Below are 15,942 nucleotides of genomic sequence, written 5' to 3'. Positions count from 1 at the left end.
GCCCCGGCCACACACGTGCCTCACGCTCACGCCGGCCGCGACGTCTGCGACGTCCAGGTGTGCTCCCTCGTGCCCTCCCGGGCCCTGCCGCCCTGCCGGACCGGTCCCGGTACCGGTCCGCCGCCCGCGGCGACCGGTGCCTCCCGGAACGCCGCCGCGAACTCCGCGACCTCCCGGCGCCCGTCGGCCGTCCGCCACAGCAGCGCGAGCTCGCACGGCGCCAGCCCCCGCACCGGCACCGACACCACGTCCGGGCGCGGGTACAGCCGGGCGTTGCCCTCCGCCAGCAGCACCACGCCCAGGCCCGCGCCCACCGCCTCGAACACCTCCTCCGGCGACGACGCCTCCAGCGCCACCACCGGCTCCCGCCCGCCCCGCTCCGCCGTGCCCAGCCAGAAGTCGCGCAGCACGCCCGCCGACCGCGGCAGCGCCACGAACGGCTCGTCGAGCAGCTCGGCGAAGTCCACCGACGCCCGGTCCGCGAACCGGTGTCCCAGCGGCAGCGCCACCCAGCGCTCCTCCCGGGCGAGGACCTTCGCCGTCAGCTCCCTGCCCACCCCCGGCACCGGCAGCCAGCAGAACGCCGCGTCCGCGCCCCCGCCCGCCAGCCCCGCGGTGGGGTCCTCCCAGTTGACCAGCCGCAGCGAGATCCGCCAGCCCCGCTCCCGGAACCGGCCCAGCACCTCACGCTGCAGGTCACGCCCCACCGCCGTCTGCATGCCCACCGCCAGCGACTCCGCGGGCCCGGCCGTGCGCGCGGCCCGTACCGCCTCCGCCCAGCCCGCCGTCAGCTCCCGCACCGCCGGCAGCAGCGCCGCGCCCTGCGGGGTGAGCGCGATCGTCCGCGCTCCCCGCTCGAAGAGGGGGAAGCCGAGCTGCCGCTCCAGCGCCCGGATCTGCTTGGAGAGCGCGGGCTGCGAGACGTACAGCCGCTCGGCGGCGCGGGTGAAGCTCAGCTCTTCCGCGACCGCCGCGAAGTAGCGCAGATCGCGTACGTGGACGTCCATAGCCACCGGTTATAGCCATAGGTCTTGGACGCCGCCACGCAATTCCGCGGAGGCTGCGGGCATGACCACTGCTTCACACACCGTCCCCACCCGCACTCTCGGCACCCTGGAGTCCCCCGCCATCGGCTACGGCGCGATGGTGCTCTCGCCCGGCGTCTACGGCGAGACCGACGACGACCGCGGCGTCGCCGCGCTGCACGCCGCCCTCGACGCGGGCGCCACGCACGTCGACAGCTCCGACGGCTACGGCCCCGACGGCCACAACGAGCGCCTGATCGGCCGGGCCCTCGCCGGCCGGCGCGACGAGGTGGTGGTGGCGACGAAGTTCGGGCTGAGCCTGCCCGAGGGCGTCGAGGGCCGCGCGCACCCCGTCAGCTACGCCTTCGGCAACCTCACCGTCAACGCCGAGCCGCGGTACGTGCGCGGCTACGCCGAGCGTTCGCTGCGCAACCTGGACACCGACCGCATCGACCTCTACTACGTGCACTTCCCCGACCCGGCGGTGCCGATCGAGGACACGGCGGGCGCGATGGCCGAGCTGGTCGCCGAGGGCAAGGTGCGCCACCTGGGCCTGTCCAACGTCACCGCGGACCAGTTGCGCCGCGCGCACGCCGTGCACCCGGTCGCGGCGGTGCAGGCGCAGTGGTCGATGTGGACGCCGGTCGACCCGGAGCTGCACGCGGCGGCGCGGGAGCTGGGCGTGGGCGTCGTCGCCTGGGGGCCGCTGGGTACGGGCTTCCTCACCGGCTCCGTGACGGACGTCGCGGAGAGCGACTTCCGCCGCAACATCGGCGCCTTCGACGCGGCGAACCTCAAGGCCAACCACGACCGCTTCGCGCCGCTGCGCGCCGTGGCCGCCGACGTGGGGCTGACCCCGGGGCAGCTCGCGCTGGCGTGGCTGCTGCACCAGGACGACCACGTCGTGCCCATCCCCGGCAGCCGGACCCCGGCGCACATCGAGGAGAACGTGGCGGCCGCGCACGTCGAACTGCACCCCGACACCCTGGCGCGGATCGACAAGGTCCTCGCCGGGCTGGCCCCGGAGGGCGGGGCGCGGCTGCTGGGCGCGTGACCCCCGCCGCGGCCCGCGGCCGGCGCGTGACCCCCGCCGCGGCCCGCGGCCGGCGCGTGGCGCCCGCGCGGGCCGCGGCGGCCCGGGTCGGCCCGCCGCCGCTCCGGTCCCGCCACTCCGGCCCGCGGCCGCCGGGACCGGAGCGGCGGCGGACGCCGGGCGGCGGTCGGGGAGAATACTCCCCATGACCACCCCTGACACCGGGCACCGCTCCGGCTTCGCCTGCTTCGTCGGCCGGCCCAACGCCGGCAAGTCGACCCTCACCAACGCGCTGGTCGGCCAGAAGGTGGCCATCACCTCCAGCCGGCCGCAGACGACCCGGCACACCGTGCGCGGCATCGTGCACCGCCCCGACGCGCAGCTCGTGCTCGTCGACACCCCCGGCTACCACAAGCCGCGCACGCTGCTGGGCCAGCGGCTCAACGACGCGGTGCGCGCCACCTGGGCCGAGGTCGACGTGATCGGCTTCTGCGCGCCCGCGGACGAGAAGATCGGCCCGGGCGACCGGTACATCGCCGGCGAGCTGGCCGCCCTGCGGCGTACCCCCAAGGTCGCCGTCGTCACCAAGACCGACCTGGCCGACTCCGACACGGTCGCCGCGCAGCTCGTGGCGGTGGACCGGATGGCGAAGGACCTGGGCTTCGAGTGGGCCGAGGTGGTGCCGGTCTCGGCGGTCGAGGGCAAGCAGGTCGGCCTGCTCGCGGACCTGCTGGTGCCGCTGCTGCCGGAGGGCCCGGAGCTGTACCCGGACGGGGAGCTGACCGACGAGCCGGAGCAGGTGATGGTCGCCGAGCTGATCCGGGAGGCGGCCCTGGAGGGCGTACGGGACGAGCTGCCGCACTCGATCGCGGTGGTGGTCGACGAGATGGAGCCGCGCGAGGACCGCCCGGCGGACCGGCCGCTGCTGGACATCCACGCCAACCTGTTCATCGAGCGGGACAGCCAGAAGGGGATCGTCATCGGGCCGAAGGGCAAGCGGCTGAAGGAGATCGGCACCAAGGCCCGCGGCCACATCGAGGCGCTGCTGGGCACGCCGGTGTATCTCGACATCCACGTGAAGGTCGCCAAGGACTGGCAGCGGGACCCGAAGAAGCTGCGCCGGCTGGGCTTCTGAGCCGGGGGAGTGCGGACGGAGGGCGGGCGGCGGTACGCGGGGGCGCGTAGAGGCGCACGGGTCCCGCGCGCCCCTTACGACGGCGTACGCGCCGACGTCAGCAGCCGCTCGACGTCCGAGGCCGGCAGCAGCAGCGCGTCGCCGACGACGACGAGCGTCTCCCACTCCGGCGGCGTGTACGCCCCGTCCGCGAGCGCGATGCGCGCGCCGCTCAGCAGGATCGACTCCCTTCCGGCGGACACCAGGTGGGGCGCCAGCGGCGCCAGCGTCTCGCGCAGCTCCGCCTCGAAGTTCCGCTGCTCCGGCGGCAGGTCGGCGCACAGGTCGGGCATCCGGCCCGAGTCGGCCTCGATGGCCGCCAGCAGCGTCAGCAACTGCTCCTCGGTGCAGTCGTCGTAGCCCGCGGTGCGCACGGCGGTGACCGCGGTGCAGCGGACGGCGGAGGAGGAGGTGCCGCCGGCGTGCAGGACGGCGAGCGCGACGGCGTGGGTGGCGTCGCGCAGCAGCAGCGCGAAGCGCGTCGAGGTGGGCTCGGCCAGGGACGTGAGGCCGAAGTGGCCGCCGCAGCCGGCGCATTCGACGACGGGTCCCGCGGTGCCGCGCGGCAGCACGGGCACGCCGAGGACGGTGAACCGCCGTCTGCCGCTGCGCCGGCGGTAGTTGCGGTCGCCGCCGCAGCCGGGGCAGAAGAACTCACCGTCCGACTCGGTGTGCCAGGACGTCCGCACGCCGGCGAACCGGCGGAGGATATGCGTCACGTCGACCTCCATCACGCTTCGGCAACGCTGCCGCGCTGACGTGATGCTAACCACACCGGCCGACATCGTCAGCCCTCGTGCACGTCAAGGCGGTGCGAACGAGCCGCGCCCCGCGCCCCGTCCGCGGTCGGACGGCGCGCGGGGCGCTCGGTGCTCCGGGGTGCCGCGGCGGTCAGCGGGCGGCGCGGTTGACCGCGGAGACGACGGCCTTCAGCGACGCGCGGGTGGTGTTGGCGTCGATGCCGATGCCCCACAGCACCTTGCCGTCGACGGCGACCTCGATGTACGAGGCGGCCTGCGCGCTGGCGCCCTCGCTCATCGTGTGCTCCTGGTAGTCCAGGAGCCGCGCGTCGATGCCGACGCCCTGGAGGGCGTGGAAGAACGCGGAGATGGGACCGTTGCCGGTGCCGACGAGGGTGGTCTCCGCGCCGTCGACGTCGGCCTGGACGGTGAGGGTGTCGACGCCGTCGCGGTCGGTGGTGGTCTGCCCGCCGCGGAGCTGGATGCGGCCCCAGGCGTTGCCGGGGTTGGGCAGGTACTCGTCGCGGAAGACGTCCCAGATCTGCGCGGGGGTGACCTCGCCGCCCTCGGCGTCGGTCTTGGTCTGGATGATGCGGGAGAACTCCACCTGCATGCGCCGCGGCAGGTCGAGGCTGTGGTCGTGCTGGAGCACGTACGCCACGCCGCCCTTGCCGGACTGGGAGTTGACGCGGATGACGGCCTCGTAGGAGCGGCCGACGTCCTTGGGGTCGATGGGCAGGTACGGCACCGCCCAGGCCATCTCCCCGACGGGCTTGCCGGCCTGCGCGGCCTTGGCGTCCATCGCCTCGAAGCCCTTCTTGATGGCGTCCTGGTGGGAGCCGGAGAAGGCGGTGTAGACGAGGTCGCCGACGTAGGGGTGGCGGGGGTGGACGCCCATCTGGTTGCAGTACTCGTAGGTGCGCCGGATCTCGTCGATCCCGGAGAAGTCGATCATCGGGTCGACGCCCTGGGAGAAGAGGTTCATGCCCAGGGTGACCAGGTCGACGTTGCCGGTCCGCTCGCCCTGCCCGAACAGGCAGCCCTCGACGCGGTCGGCGCCCGCCATGAGCGCCAGCTCGGCGGCGGCGACGGCGGTGCCGCGGTCGTTGTGCGGGTGGACGGACAGGCAGACGTGCTCGCGGCGGGACAGGTTCCGCGACATCCACTCGAAGCGGTCGGCGTGCGTGGAGGGCGTGGAGCGCTCGACGGTGGCCGGCAGGTTGAGGATGATCTCGCGGCCGTCCTCGGGCTGCCAGACGTCCATGACGCCCTCGCAGACCTCCAGCGCGAAGTCCAGTTCGGTGTCGGTGAAGATCTCCGGGCTGTACTGGTAGCCGAAGGCGGTGCGGTCGTCGAGCATCTTCTCGGCGTACTCCACGACCAGCCGGGTGCCGTCGACGGCGATCTGCCTCACCGCGTCGCGCGAGCCGCGGAAGACGACCTCGCGCCAGACGGGCGCGGTGGCGTTGTACAGGTGGACGGTGGCGCGGTGGGCGCCCTTCAGCGACGCCACGGTGCGCTCGATCAGCTCTTCGCGGGCCTGGGTCAGGACGGAGATCGTCACGTCCTCGGGGATGGCGCCGTCCTCGATGATGGAGCGGACGAAGTCGAAGTCCGTCTGCCCGGAGGAGGGGAAGCCGACCTCGATCTCCTTGTAGCCCATGCGTACCAGGAGGTCGAACATGGCGCGTTTCCGCGCCGGCGACATGGGGTCGATCAGGGCCTGGTTGCCGTCGCGCAGGTCGGTGGAGAGCCACCGGGGCGCGCGGGTGACGCGGTTGCCCGGCCAGGTGCGGTCGGGGATGTCGACGGCGTCGTACGGGCGGTAGCGGTGCACGGGCATGCCGGAGGGCTGCTGGCGCACGGTGGCGGCGGTGACGGGCGTGCCGCGGCCGACGGCGTTACCGGGGTGGGACATGGTGGCGTGGGCTCCTTCGCGCGAGCTGGTCGTCGACCGACGGGTGGCAGCACCGGACTCCGCGGGGAGGGGGTCGGTCTACGACAGCAGACCCTCGCCGCGGCGGCTAAGAAGAAGCAGCCCGTATCGCACGATGCCGACCAATGTAGCCCAGCCGCGGCGGCGCCGGGCGATCAGTATCACGATGCGAGACCCCGCGCCGAGCCCGCGGCGGCCCCCGCCACCCGAAATCGCGAAGAACCCGCTGCGGGGAGTGACAAGCCGGTTACCCAGTGACACATTGCGGGTATGGACGCATCCTCACGCACCCCCGTGTTCTGCACGATCGTGCCGCCCCACATGCTGGACAAGCTGGCCCGTACGGACAACCCGGCGGTGTCGGCGCGCGCCCGCCGCACCCTGGAGCGCGACGCGCTGCAGCGCACCCGCCGCCGCATCACCACCGTGCGCGGCGCCGCCGCCCCGACGGCCGCCCGCCGGGCGCAGGACGACGCGAAGCCGAAGCGGACGGTCTACGACGCCGGGCAGACCCAGGACCTGCCGGGCACGGAAGTCCGCAAGGAGGGCGGGGCGGCGGTCGACGACGCCACCGTCAACCGCGCCTACGACGGCCTCGGCGCCACCTTCGACCTGTTCCTCAGCGGCTTCGCCCGCGACTCCATCGACGGCGCCGGACTGCCGCTGAACGCGAGCGTCCACTACGGCGAGGACTACGGCAACGCCTTCTGGGACGGCGAGCAGATGGTCTTCGGCGACGGCGACGGCGAGGTGTTCCTCGACTTCACCCTCGCCGTCGACGTCATCGGCCACGAGCTGACGCACGGCGTCACCCAGTACACGGCGAACCTGGAGTACTTCGGCCAGTCCGGGGCGCTCAACGAGTCGGTCTCCGACGTCTTCGGCTCCCTCATCAAGCAGTACGTCCTGGGCCAGGGCGCCGCCGACGCCGACTGGCTCATCGGCGCCGAGCTGCTGGCCCCCGGGGTGACCGGGGAGGCGCTGCGCTCGATGAAGGCCCCCGGCACCGCCTACGACGACGACGTCCTCGGCAAGGACCCGCAGCCGGCGACGATGGCCGACTACGTCGACACCTCCACCGACAACGGAGGCGTCCACATCAACTCCGGCATCCCCAACCACGCCTTCTACCTGCTGGCCACCGACCTCGGCGGCAACGCCTGGGAGCGCGCGGGCCGCATCTGGTACGACGTGCTGACCGGCGGCGGCCTCACCACCACCGCCGACTTCGCCGCGTTCGCCGCCGCCACCGTCGCCGCCGCCGAGGCCCGCTACGGCGACGGCGCGGAGCGCACCGCGGTGCTCTCGGCGTGGTCGCAGGTCGGGGTGGACACCGACGCGGAGGCCACGGTGCCGCGGCAGACCCCGGCGCGGGAGGGTGCGGCGCCGCAGGCGGGGTAGGCGTGGGGGCATGCGCATCACCGTCACCCGCACCGGGGGCTTCGCGGGCCTGACCCGCGAGGCGACCCTGGACACGGCCGGCCGCGCGGACGCGGCCGGCCTGGAGGCGCTGGCAGGACGGGTGCTCGCGGAGGCCGGTGCGGCCCCGCCGGCGGGCGTACCGGACGGCTTCGCGTACCGCGTCACGGCCGGCGGCCGCACCGTGCACTTCGCCGACCCGAAGCTGACCGAGGCGCAACGGGCGCTGGTGCGGACGGTGCTGAAGGAGGGTGCGTAGTACTCCCCGGGGAGCAACGGCGGCCGAAGGCCACCCCGTGCAGTAGGCGAGGTTTGGCACCCGGGAGCGAAGCCCGTGCCGGATCGCCGGGGGAAGCTGGGCGCAGTCCAGTTGCTTCCCGGAGGGAGAGCCCGCCATGGGCGCCGTATCCGCACCACCAGAAGCGCCGCCAGGCCCCGCGACGAGACGGGGGCGCCGCTGGCTGCCCTGGGCCGTGCTCGGCCTGTGGGTCGCGATCCTCGCCCTGGCCATGCCGTTCGGCAGCAAGCTCGGCGACGTCAGCCGCGACCGCGCCGTCGACTACCTGCCCGGCAGCGCCGACTCCACCCAGGTGTCGCAGATAGCCGAGGACATGCCCGGCGGCGACACCCTCGACGGCATCCTCGTCTACCAGCGCGACGGCGGCATCACCGCCGCCGACCGCGAACTGGCCGCCGGGCACGCCGGCGCCGTCGCCGACCGGTTCGAGCTGGCGAAGGACGGCACGCCGCAGGCCGTGCCCGCCGAGGACGGCAGCACGCTGATGCTGCCGTTCTCCGTCGTCGGACTGCCCGACGAGGATGCCCAAACGGCGGCCGTCGAGGAGATCCGCGAGGAGGTCGTCGCGGATCCCCCCGAGGGCCTGTCCGTCGAACTCGGCGGCCCCGCCGGCATCCAGACCGACTCCGAGGCGGTCTACGAAGAGGTCGACGGCACCCTGATGTACGCCACGGCGGGCATCGTGACGATCCTGCTGATCCTCACCTACCGCAGCCCGTTCCTGTGGCTGCTGCCGCTGGTCTGCGTGGGCGTCGCGTCGATGAGCGCGATGGCCGTCGTCTACGGCCTCATCCAGGCGTTCGACCTGACGGTCAACTCGATGAGCTCCGCGGTGATGACGGTGCTCATCTTCGGCGCGGGCACCGACTACGCGCTGCTGCTCGTGGCCCGGTACCGCGAGGAGCTGCGCCGCACCACCGACCCGCAGGAAGCGATGCTGACGGCCGTACGCAACTGCGGCCCGGCGATCCTCGCCTCCTCCGGCACGGTCGCGGCGGGCCTGATCTGCCTGCTGGCCGCGGACCTCAACTCCAGCGCGGGCCTCGGCCCGGTCGGCGCGGTCGGCGTGGTGTGCGCGCTCGCGGTCATGACGACGCTGCTGCCGGCGCTGATGGTCCTCTTCGGCCGCCGCATCTTCTGGCCGCTTGTCCCCGCCTACGGCAGCGAGCCCAAGCGGCGCGGCTTCTTCGACCGGATGGGCTCCTCGGTGGGCCGCCGCCCGGCGGCGATCCTCGTGGGCGGCGTGGTGCTGCTGGGCGCGCTGGCGCTCGGCGCGTTCAACCTGCCGGGCAACCTCAAGCAGGAGGACGCCTTCACCGACAAGCCCGAGTCGATCACCGCGATGGAGAAGCTGAAGGACGCCTATCCCGAGCAGAGCGCCCAGGCGATCGTCGTCGTCGCCAAGGACGCGGGCGCGGACGCGGCGCTGTCGGCGGCCGAGGGCGTCGAGGGCGTCGCCTCCGCGGAGCTGGCGCGCTCCGGCAACGGGTTCAGCGAGATCACCGTCTACGCCGCCGACCCGCCGCAGTCCGCGGGGGAGGACCGTACGATCGCGGACCTGCGCTCCGAACTGGGCGCCGTCGACGGCGCCGATGCCCTGGTGGGCGGGCCCAGCGCCGAGGCGCTGGACCTGGCGGAGGCCAACGCCGGCGACCGCAAGCTCGTCATCCCGCTCACCCTGGCGGCCGTCCTGGTCATCCTCGTCGTGCTGCTGCGCAGCCTGGTGGCGCCGCTGGTGCTGACCGTCGCCGTGGTGGCGTCGTGGGGCGCGGCGATGGGCATCGGCGGCCTGATCTTCGAGCCGGTCATGGGCTATCCGGGCATCGGCGGCGAACTGGCGCTGCTGACCTTCGTCTTCGGGGTGGCGCTGGGTGTCGATTACGGCATCTTCCTGCTGCACCGGATGCGCGAGGAGGCCATGAACGGCGCCGACACCCGCACCGCGGCGCTCACGGCGCTGCGCCGCACCGGCGGCGTGATCGCCTCGGCGGGGCTGGTGCTGGCGGCGACGTTCGCGGCGCTGGCGACGATGCCGATGGTGATGATGTTCGAGCTGGGTTTCGTCGTCGCGGTCGGCGTGCTGCTGGACACGTTCCTGGTGCGCACCTACCTGGTGACGTCCGCGAGCTGGCTGCTGGGCAAGAAGATCTGGTGGCCGGGACCGCTGTCGAAGCGCGAGGAGGCCCCGCCGCCCGATCCCGGCGAGGTGCAGGAGCCGGAACCGGCGGGCGCGGGCGCGGCGCGCTAGCACCAGCCGGCCAGGGCCGTACGCACCGTACGGCCCCCCGCCCCGGCCGGGCGGCGGTCCCGCGGGATCGCCGCCCGGCCGGGCCCGGCCGTTTCCGCGCCCGGCGGGTGCGCGGGAACGGCCCGCCCGTACCGAGGAGTTTCGCCTGAGGAGACGTAGGCGAGGATGGTGGTCATGCAGTCAGCGAGGACCCGGCTGAGCGGGCTGAAGAAGCCGACGCGCCGGGACGTTCTGTTCACCGCGCTCGTCGGCGTCGTCGTCGCGTGCCTGGCGCTGTTCGGCGGCGTCGAGGAATCCGCGCACCGGCCGGACGCCTTCGGCTGGGTGCTGCTGCTCGTCATGGTGGCGGTGCTGGCCTGGCGCCGCCACTACCCGATGGCCGTCTTCCTCGTCTGCGTCCTCCCCGAGGCGCCGTACCACATCCTCGACAACGTCCACAGCGCGCCGACGCCGACGATGATGGTCGCCGTCTACTCCCTGGCCGTCGCCGGACCCCGGCTGCGGACGCTGCTGATCACCTGCGGGCTCGTCGTCCTGGCCGTCACCATGCTGACGCTGCGCAACGCCGACCAGGGCGCGGAACTGCTGCGCACCTCCGGCTGGGTCATGTCGGTGGCGCTGCTCGGCGAGGCGGTGCGGGTGCACCGCAACTACGTCGGCGCCATCGTCGAGCGCGCGGAACGCGCCGAGCGCACCCGGGAGGAGACCGCCGCCCGCCGGGTCGCCGAGGAGCGGCTGCGCATCGCCCAGGACCTGCACGACCTGCTGGCGCACAGCATCACCCTCATCGGCGTGCAGACGTCGGTGGCCGCGCACCTGCTGGTCGCCGACCCCGGCCGGCTGGACCGGGCGGCGCTGGCCGACGCCCTCGACGGCATCGCCGGCACCTGCCGCGACTCGCGTGCGGAACTGCGCACCACGCTGCAGGTGCTGCGCGGCGGCGACGCCGTGGACGGCACCCGGCCGCCGCCGGGCCTGGCAGGTCTTGACGACCTGGCGGCGGCGGCGCGCTCCGGCGGCGCCGAGGTGCGCCTGGACGTCGCCGACGCGGCCCGCGACGTGCCGCGGGGGGTGGGGGCGGCGGCGTACCGGATCGTGCAGCAGTCGCTGACCAACGCCGTGCAGCACGCCGGGTCCGCGGTGCACGTGCGGGTCGCCGTCACGTACGACGAGGGGGCGGGCGAGTTGCGTATCGCCGTCGTCGACGACGGGCCCGCCCATCCGGCGAAGGCGCCCGCCGCGCCGCCCGCGGCCGCGGGCGCGGGGCCCGGTGCGCGTCCCGGCTACGGCATCGTCGGCATGCGCGAGCGGGCCCGCAGCGTCGGCGGCACCCTTCAGGCGGCCCGCCGCACGGACGCCGCGGGCTTCGCGGTCACCGCCGTGCTGCCGTGCGCACCGGCGGGACCCGAGGGCGTCGAGACCGTGGAAGCGGACCCCCCGGCAGCGGCGGCACCCGCGGATCCCGCAGCACCCGCCGCATCCGCCGCGCCCGCGGACCAGGCGGCCCCCGCCGACCGGCCCGGGGCCCGTACCGCCTTCACCGACAGGAGCCGCACCGCATGACCGCGCAGCCCATCCGCGTCCTGCTCGCCGACGACCAGACCCTGGTGCGCAAGGCGTTCGCCATGCTCGTCGACTCCGCCGCCGACATGGAGGTCGTCGGCGAGGCGGGCAACGGCCGCGAGGCCGTGGCGCTGACCCGCAGCGAGCGCGTCGACCTGGTGGTGATGGACCTGCGGATGCCGGAGCTCGACGGCATCGAGGCGACCCGGCTCATCGCCGCGGACGAGGACCTGGCGGGCGTCCGGGTCCTGGTCCTCACCACCTACGACACCGACGAGCACATCATGGCCGCGCTGCGCGCCGGCGCCTCCGGCTTCCTCGTCAAGGACACCCAGCCGGCGGCGCTGCTGGAGGCCATCCGCACGGTCGCCGCCGGCGACGCGCTGCTCTCGCCCGGCCCCACGGCCCGCCTCATCGAGCGCCTGGTGCGGCTGCCGGAGGCGCCGCAGCCGGCGGCGACGCAGCACGGCGGGGCGGCGCTCGGCGCCCTGTCGGAGCGCGAGCGGCAGGTGCTGGTGCTGGTGGCGCGCGGGCTGAACAACACCGAGATCGCCGAGTCGCTGGCGCTGTCGCCGCTGACGGCCAAGACCCATGTGAGCCGGATCATGGGCAAGGTCGGCGCCCGCGACCGGGCGCAGTTGGTGGTCATCGGCTACGAATCGGGGCTCATCACTCCGGGATCTTCCTCATCTTCCGGATGAACCTCCCGTATCACACGTAGGATGTCCCTCCTTGTGCGTACGATACCGCCATGCCCCAGGAGCTGAAGCACCCCCAGCCGCGTTCGGACCGCAGGAAGCGCATGGGCGGCCAGATCCAGCGCGAGATCATGCAGCTCATCCTCGACCGGAAGCTGCGCCCCGGCGCGGTACTGCCCACCGAGACCGAGCTGATGGACGACCTGGGGGTGAGCCGCAACTCGGTGCGCGAGGCGCTCAAGGCGCTGCAGGCCCTCGACATCGTCGAGATCCGCCACGGCTACGGAACCTACGTCGGCGAGGCGTCGCTCACGCCGCTCGCCGACGGGCTGACCTTCCGCACTCTGGTGCAGCTCGGCGGTGACGACGCGCACGCCCTCACCGAGATCCTCCAGGTCCGCGAAATACTCGAAGAGGGCCTGATCAGCCGGGTGGTGGAGAACATCCCCGAGGCCGACCTCGACGCGCTGGACACCATCGTCGCGCGCATGGAGACCCGCGCCGGGCAGGGCGAGGTCTTCCCCGAGGAGGACCGCGAGTTCCACGAGGTCCTCTACCGCTCGATAGGCAACACCCTGGTCCCGCAGCTCCTCGGCGCGTTCTGGAACGTCTTCCACCGCGTCGCCGGCGCCCGCGGCTGGGCCGACGACCCCTCGCCGCTGGGCACCGCCCGCCGCCACAAGGAGATCGTCGCCGCGCTGCGGGCCCGCGACCGCGAGCAGGTACGGGCCGCGATGACCACCCACTTCCGCGGCATCGAGGCGCGCGCCGGGAAGGCGATGCGCGGCGTCGGGTGAGCGGCGCAGGCATGAGCAGAAGGTGAACTGCGGGTAGCTGCGGACGGACCCTTGACCGTACGGGGGGCTGCCTTTACGTTACGCCGGTGGACATCCCACGTCCTACGTAGGACATGGGGCATCCACCGCTGTCGGCGTTCACCCCGACCTGCCCGACGTGCCTCCACGTGCCCGACGTACCCCGACGAAAGCGAGACGCACCATGCAGCCACGCCTCGCACCTGCCGCAGACCGCGCCCGCCGAAGAAGCCCCCGCCGCGCCACCGCCCTCGCGGCGTGCGCCGCGGTCCTCGGCGCCGGCCTGACCGCACTCGCCCCCCACGCCAGCGCACAAGACCCCGCAAAGACGGCAGCAGCATCCGAGTTCAGCCAGGAAGTGCTCTTCCAGGGCGGCACCGGCGGCTACTTCTGCTACCGCATCCCCGCCGTCGTCGAAGCCGCCGACGGCACCCTCCTCGCCTTCGCCGAAGGCCGCGTCGCCAGTTGCGCCGACAAAGGCGACATAGACATCGTCCTGCGCCGCTCCACCGACGGCGGCGCCACCTGGACCGCCCCCCAGGTCGTCCTCGCCGGCGACGGCGACACCCGCGGCAACCCCGCCCCCGTCGTCGACCGCGAAACCGGCCGCATCTCCCTCCTCAGCACCCACAACCCCGGCGCCGACGACACCGTCCGCACCCCCTACCTCCAGCACTCCACCGACAACGGCCGCACCTGGAGCGCCGCCCGCAACATGGCCGCCGAACTCTCCAGACCCGCATGGGACCGCTGGTACGCCACCGGACCCGGCCACGGCCTCCAGCTCACCACCGGCGACCACGCCGGACGCCTCCTCGTCGGCGGCAACCACCAGGGCCTCGACGGCCGCCAGGGCGCCCACCTCCTCTACAGCGACGACGGCGGCACCACCTGGCAACTCGGCGCCGACGACACCCGCGCCGTCCAGCCACCCGACGTCAAACCCCAGGAACTCAGCCTCTTCGAACGCCGCGACGGCTCCGTCTACGCCGCCGCCCGCGACGAACGCGGCACCGACCCCGGCAACCGCGCCGCCGCCGTCAGCAGCGACGGCGGCACCACCTTCGACGCCCCCTTCACCACCACCCCCGACCTCGTCAGCCCCGTCGTCCAGGGCGCCACCCTCCGCCACGGCGACCAGATCCTCGCCTCCCTGCCCGCCCACCCCGCCGACCGCAAGGTCATGTCCGTACGCGCCTCCCGCGACGACGGCGCCACCTGGGAACCCTGGCAGCAGGGCCGCGTCATCCACTGGGGCCCCACCGCCTACTCCGACATGGTCGGACTCGGCGGCGACCGCGTCGGCCTCCTCTACGAAGCCGGCGCCGCAAGCCCGTACGAGACGATCCGCTGGGCCCGCTTCAACGACGCCTTCCTCGACCAGCCCAACGACGACCCGCCGCAGCCCCCCGCCCCCGCCCCCGGCGCGACCACCCCCGACGTCTCCGGCAGCGGCAACACCGCCTACGTCCGCGGCAGCTCCCACCTGCGCCCCGGACAGTTCGGCCAGTCCCTCTACCTCGACAACGCCGCCCCCCACGTCGACGCCCGCGTCGAAGTCCCCTGGAACGACTCCCTCGACGTCGGCGACGGCGACTTCACCTGGACCGGCTGGTTCAAGTACGGCCGCACCAACGGCGCCCACGCGATCATGTGGGCCTACGGAGTCGGCGGCAACGCCCCCTCCATCTGGCTGCGCGCGGAACCCGAACAGAACCGCATCATCGCCCGCATGCAGATGGAACAGGCCGCCGTCAGCGTCCAGACCACCGGCGCGTACAACGACAACGCCTTCCACTTCGTCACCCTGCAGCGCGCCGGCGGAAAACTCACCCTCAGCGTCGACGGCACCTCCTACGCCGCCGACGCCCCGCCCGGCTCACCCACCGCAGGCAGCGAATTCGGCATCGGCGGCATCGACATCGGCCAGCGCCTCGACGGCGCCAACCGCTTCCACGGCTACCTCGACGACATGCGCGTCTACGACCGCGCCCTCAACCGCGGCGAGCTGACCGCCATCCGCAAGGACAACGCCCCCGCCCCCCGAGGCCAGCAGCTCCGCCTCCCCCTCGACACCGTCAACCCGCAGTAACACCGCGGCCACGCCGGCCCGGGCAGCCACAGCCCGGGCCGGCCCCCCGCCGCCACCCCCCGCCCGCACCGCGCCGGGCACGAACCCCGCCACGTAGGCAAGAATGGGGCCCATGACCCTGTTCCGCGACGACGGCATCGTGCTGCGCACCCAGAAACTGGGGGAAGCGGACCGGATCATCTCCCTCCTCACCCGCGGCCACGGCCGCGTCCGCGCCGTCGCCCGCGGCGTCAGGCGCACCAAGTCGAAATTCGGCGCCCGCCTCGAACCCTTCAGCCACGTCGACGTCCAGTTCTTCGCCCGCGGCGGCGACCTCGTCGGCCGCGGCCTGCCCATGTGCACCCAGACCGAGACCATCGCCCCCTACGGCGCCCCCATAGCCGCCGACTACGGCCGCTACACCGCCGGCACCGCCATGCTGGAGACCGCGGAACGCTTCACCGACCAGGAAGGCGAACCTGCCACCCAGCAGTACCTGCTCCTCGTCGGCGCCCTGCGCACCCTCGCCGGCGGCACCCACGCCCCCCAGCTCGTCCTCGACGCCTACCTGCTGCGCTCCCTCGCCGTCAACGGCTACGCCCCCAGCTTCGGCGACTGCGCCCGCTGCGGCCTCGACGGCCCCAACAGGTTCTTCTCCGTCAACGCGGGGGGAGTGCTGTGCGGCGATTGCCGCGTGCCCGGTAGCGTCGTACCGTCACCCGAGGTACTTGCGCTGCTCGGCGCACTCCTGACCGGCGACTGGCACACCGCCGACCGCTGTGGAGCACATCACGTCAAAGAAGGCAGCGGCCTCGTCGCGGCCTATCTGCACTGGCACCTGGAGCGGGGCCTGCGCTCGCTGCGCCACGTCGAAAGGTAGCCGGGCGGAACCGCCCGCCATGAGACGGGCCCCGGGCGGGCA

At 73.7% G+C, this 15,942-nt stretch carries 13 protein-coding genes; 10 read left to right on the top strand and 3 right to left on the bottom strand.

Annotated features, from left to right (window positions below):
- Nucleotides 1-26 precede the first annotated feature (26 nt).
- On the bottom strand, nt 27-1,007 hold the full coding sequence (locus ACFYVJ_RS24875; RefSeq protein WP_388895375.1) for a LysR substrate-binding domain-containing protein: 981 nt from the start codon (nt 1,005-1,007) through the stop codon (nt 27-29).
- Between the two features lie 61 nt (nt 1,008-1,068).
- Here ACFYVJ_RS24875 and ACFYVJ_RS24870 point away from each other — a divergent pair, with 61 nt between their 5' ends.
- Together ACFYVJ_RS24870 and era are read left to right on the top strand one after the other, a co-directional pair.
- Complete coding sequence (locus tag ACFYVJ_RS24870; protein ID WP_388895371.1) at nt 1,069-2,079, top strand: aldo/keto reductase; 1,011 nt, start codon at nt 1,069-1,071, stop codon at nt 2,077-2,079.
- A 184-nt stretch (nt 2,080-2,263) separates the two neighbouring features.
- Nucleotides 2,264-3,193, top strand: coding sequence for a GTPase Era (era, locus tag ACFYVJ_RS24865; protein ID WP_388895368.1), 930 nt, complete (start codon nt 2,264-2,266; stop codon nt 3,191-3,193).
- A 74-nt stretch (nt 3,194-3,267) separates the two neighbouring features.
- On the opposite strand, the gene ACFYVJ_RS24860 is transcribed toward era, so the two are convergent.
- The gene (locus ACFYVJ_RS24860; RefSeq protein ID WP_388895365.1) at nt 3,268-3,963 is read right to left on the bottom strand and encodes a TerB family tellurite resistance protein; all 696 of its coding nucleotides are present in this window, start codon (nt 3,961-3,963) and stop codon (nt 3,268-3,270) included.
- Between the two features lie 160 nt (nt 3,964-4,123).
- Nucleotides 4,124-5,890 (bottom strand): 2-isopropylmalate synthase, encoded by a 1,767-nt coding sequence (leuA, locus tag ACFYVJ_RS24855; RefSeq protein WP_388895362.1) that lies wholly within the window; start codon nt 5,888-5,890, stop codon nt 4,124-4,126.
- 288 nt (nt 5,891-6,178) lie between these two features.
- Between leuA and ACFYVJ_RS24850 the strand changes: the two genes are divergently transcribed.
- From ACFYVJ_RS24850 to recO, 8 genes are all read left to right on the top strand, one after another.
- Nucleotides 6,179-7,309 carry a M4 family metallopeptidase gene (locus ACFYVJ_RS24850; RefSeq protein ID WP_388895359.1) on the top strand — a complete coding sequence of 377 codons (1,131 nt, stop codon included), beginning with the start codon at nt 6,179-6,181 and terminating at the stop codon, nt 7,307-7,309.
- Between the two features lie 10 nt (nt 7,310-7,319).
- On the top strand, nt 7,320-7,586 hold the full coding sequence (locus tag ACFYVJ_RS24845) for a protealysin inhibitor emfourin (RefSeq protein ID WP_388895356.1): 267 nt from the start codon (nt 7,320-7,322) through the stop codon (nt 7,584-7,586).
- 214 nt (nt 7,587-7,800) lie between these two features.
- Nucleotides 7,801-9,873 carry an MMPL family transporter gene (locus ACFYVJ_RS24840; protein ID WP_388895447.1) on the top strand — a complete coding sequence of 691 codons (2,073 nt, stop codon included), beginning with the start codon at nt 7,801-7,803 and terminating at the stop codon, nt 9,871-9,873.
- 165 nt (nt 9,874-10,038) lie between these two features.
- On the top strand, nt 10,039-11,436 hold the full coding sequence (locus tag ACFYVJ_RS24835; protein ID WP_388895354.1) for a sensor histidine kinase: 1,398 nt from the start codon (nt 10,039-10,041) through the stop codon (nt 11,434-11,436).
- The gene (locus tag ACFYVJ_RS24830) at nt 11,433-12,137 is read left to right on the top strand and encodes a response regulator transcription factor (RefSeq protein ID WP_047015725.1); all 705 of its coding nucleotides are present in this window, start codon (nt 11,433-11,435) and stop codon (nt 12,135-12,137) included. Before ACFYVJ_RS24835 ends, ACFYVJ_RS24830 begins: the two co-directional genes overlap by 4 nt.
- Before the next feature lie 101 nt (nt 12,138-12,238).
- A complete protein-coding gene (locus ACFYVJ_RS24825; protein ID WP_388895445.1) occupies nt 12,239-12,931 on the top strand; it encodes a FadR/GntR family transcriptional regulator in 693 nt (230 codons plus the stop codon).
- A 202-nt stretch (nt 12,932-13,133) separates the two neighbouring features.
- Complete coding sequence (locus ACFYVJ_RS24820) at nt 13,134-15,041, top strand: exo-alpha-sialidase (RefSeq protein ID WP_388895352.1); 1,908 nt, start codon at nt 13,134-13,136, stop codon at nt 15,039-15,041.
- 112 nt (nt 15,042-15,153) lie between these two features.
- Complete coding sequence (gene recO / locus ACFYVJ_RS24815) at nt 15,154-15,900, top strand: DNA repair protein RecO (RefSeq protein WP_388895350.1); 747 nt, start codon at nt 15,154-15,156, stop codon at nt 15,898-15,900.
- The last annotated feature ends 42 nt before the right edge of the window (nt 15,901-15,942 follow it).

It is taken from the genome of Streptomyces sp. NPDC004134 (genome assembly GCF_042874195.1).
Taxonomy (GTDB): Bacteria; Actinomycetota; Actinomycetes; order Streptomycetales; family Streptomycetaceae; genus Streptomyces.
The sequence above is the reverse complement of the archived record's forward strand: the minus strand, read 5'-3'. Positions and strand labels throughout refer to the sequence as shown.

What these genes read in the sequence shown, in the direction of transcription:
- ACFYVJ_RS24825 (WP_388895445.1), top strand. Translation starts at nt 12,239, where the DNA reads ATGGGCGGCCAGATCCAGCGCGAGATCATGCAGCTCATCCTCGACCGG.
- ACFYVJ_RS24860 (WP_388895365.1), bottom strand. Translation starts at nt 3,963, where the DNA reads ATGGAGGTCGACGTGACGCATATCCTCCGCCGGTTCGCCGGCGTGCGG.
- ACFYVJ_RS24835 (WP_388895354.1), top strand. Translation starts at nt 10,039, where the DNA reads ATGGTGGTCATGCAGTCAGCGAGGACCCGGCTGAGCGGGCTGAAGAAG.
- era (WP_388895368.1), top strand. Translation starts at nt 2,264, where the DNA reads ATGACCACCCCTGACACCGGGCACCGCTCCGGCTTCGCCTGCTTCGTC.
- leuA (WP_388895362.1), bottom strand. Translation starts at nt 5,890, where the DNA reads ATGTCCCACCCCGGTAACGCCGTCGGCCGCGGCACGCCCGTCACCGCC.
- ACFYVJ_RS24820 (WP_388895352.1), top strand. Translation starts at nt 13,134, where the DNA reads ATGCAGCCACGCCTCGCACCTGCCGCAGACCGCGCCCGCCGAAGAAGC.
- ACFYVJ_RS24830 (WP_047015725.1), top strand. Translation starts at nt 11,433, where the DNA reads ATGACCGCGCAGCCCATCCGCGTCCTGCTCGCCGACGACCAGACCCTG.
- ACFYVJ_RS24875 (WP_388895375.1), bottom strand. Translation starts at nt 1,007, where the DNA reads ATGGACGTCCACGTACGCGATCTGCGCTACTTCGCGGCGGTCGCGGAA.
- ACFYVJ_RS24850 (WP_388895359.1), top strand. Translation starts at nt 6,179, where the DNA reads ATGGACGCATCCTCACGCACCCCCGTGTTCTGCACGATCGTGCCGCCC.
- ACFYVJ_RS24870 (WP_388895371.1), top strand. Translation starts at nt 1,069, where the DNA reads ATGACCACTGCTTCACACACCGTCCCCACCCGCACTCTCGGCACCCTG.
- ACFYVJ_RS24845 (WP_388895356.1), top strand. Translation starts at nt 7,320, where the DNA reads ATGCGCATCACCGTCACCCGCACCGGGGGCTTCGCGGGCCTGACCCGC.
- recO (WP_388895350.1), top strand. Translation starts at nt 15,154, where the DNA reads ATGACCCTGTTCCGCGACGACGGCATCGTGCTGCGCACCCAGAAACTG.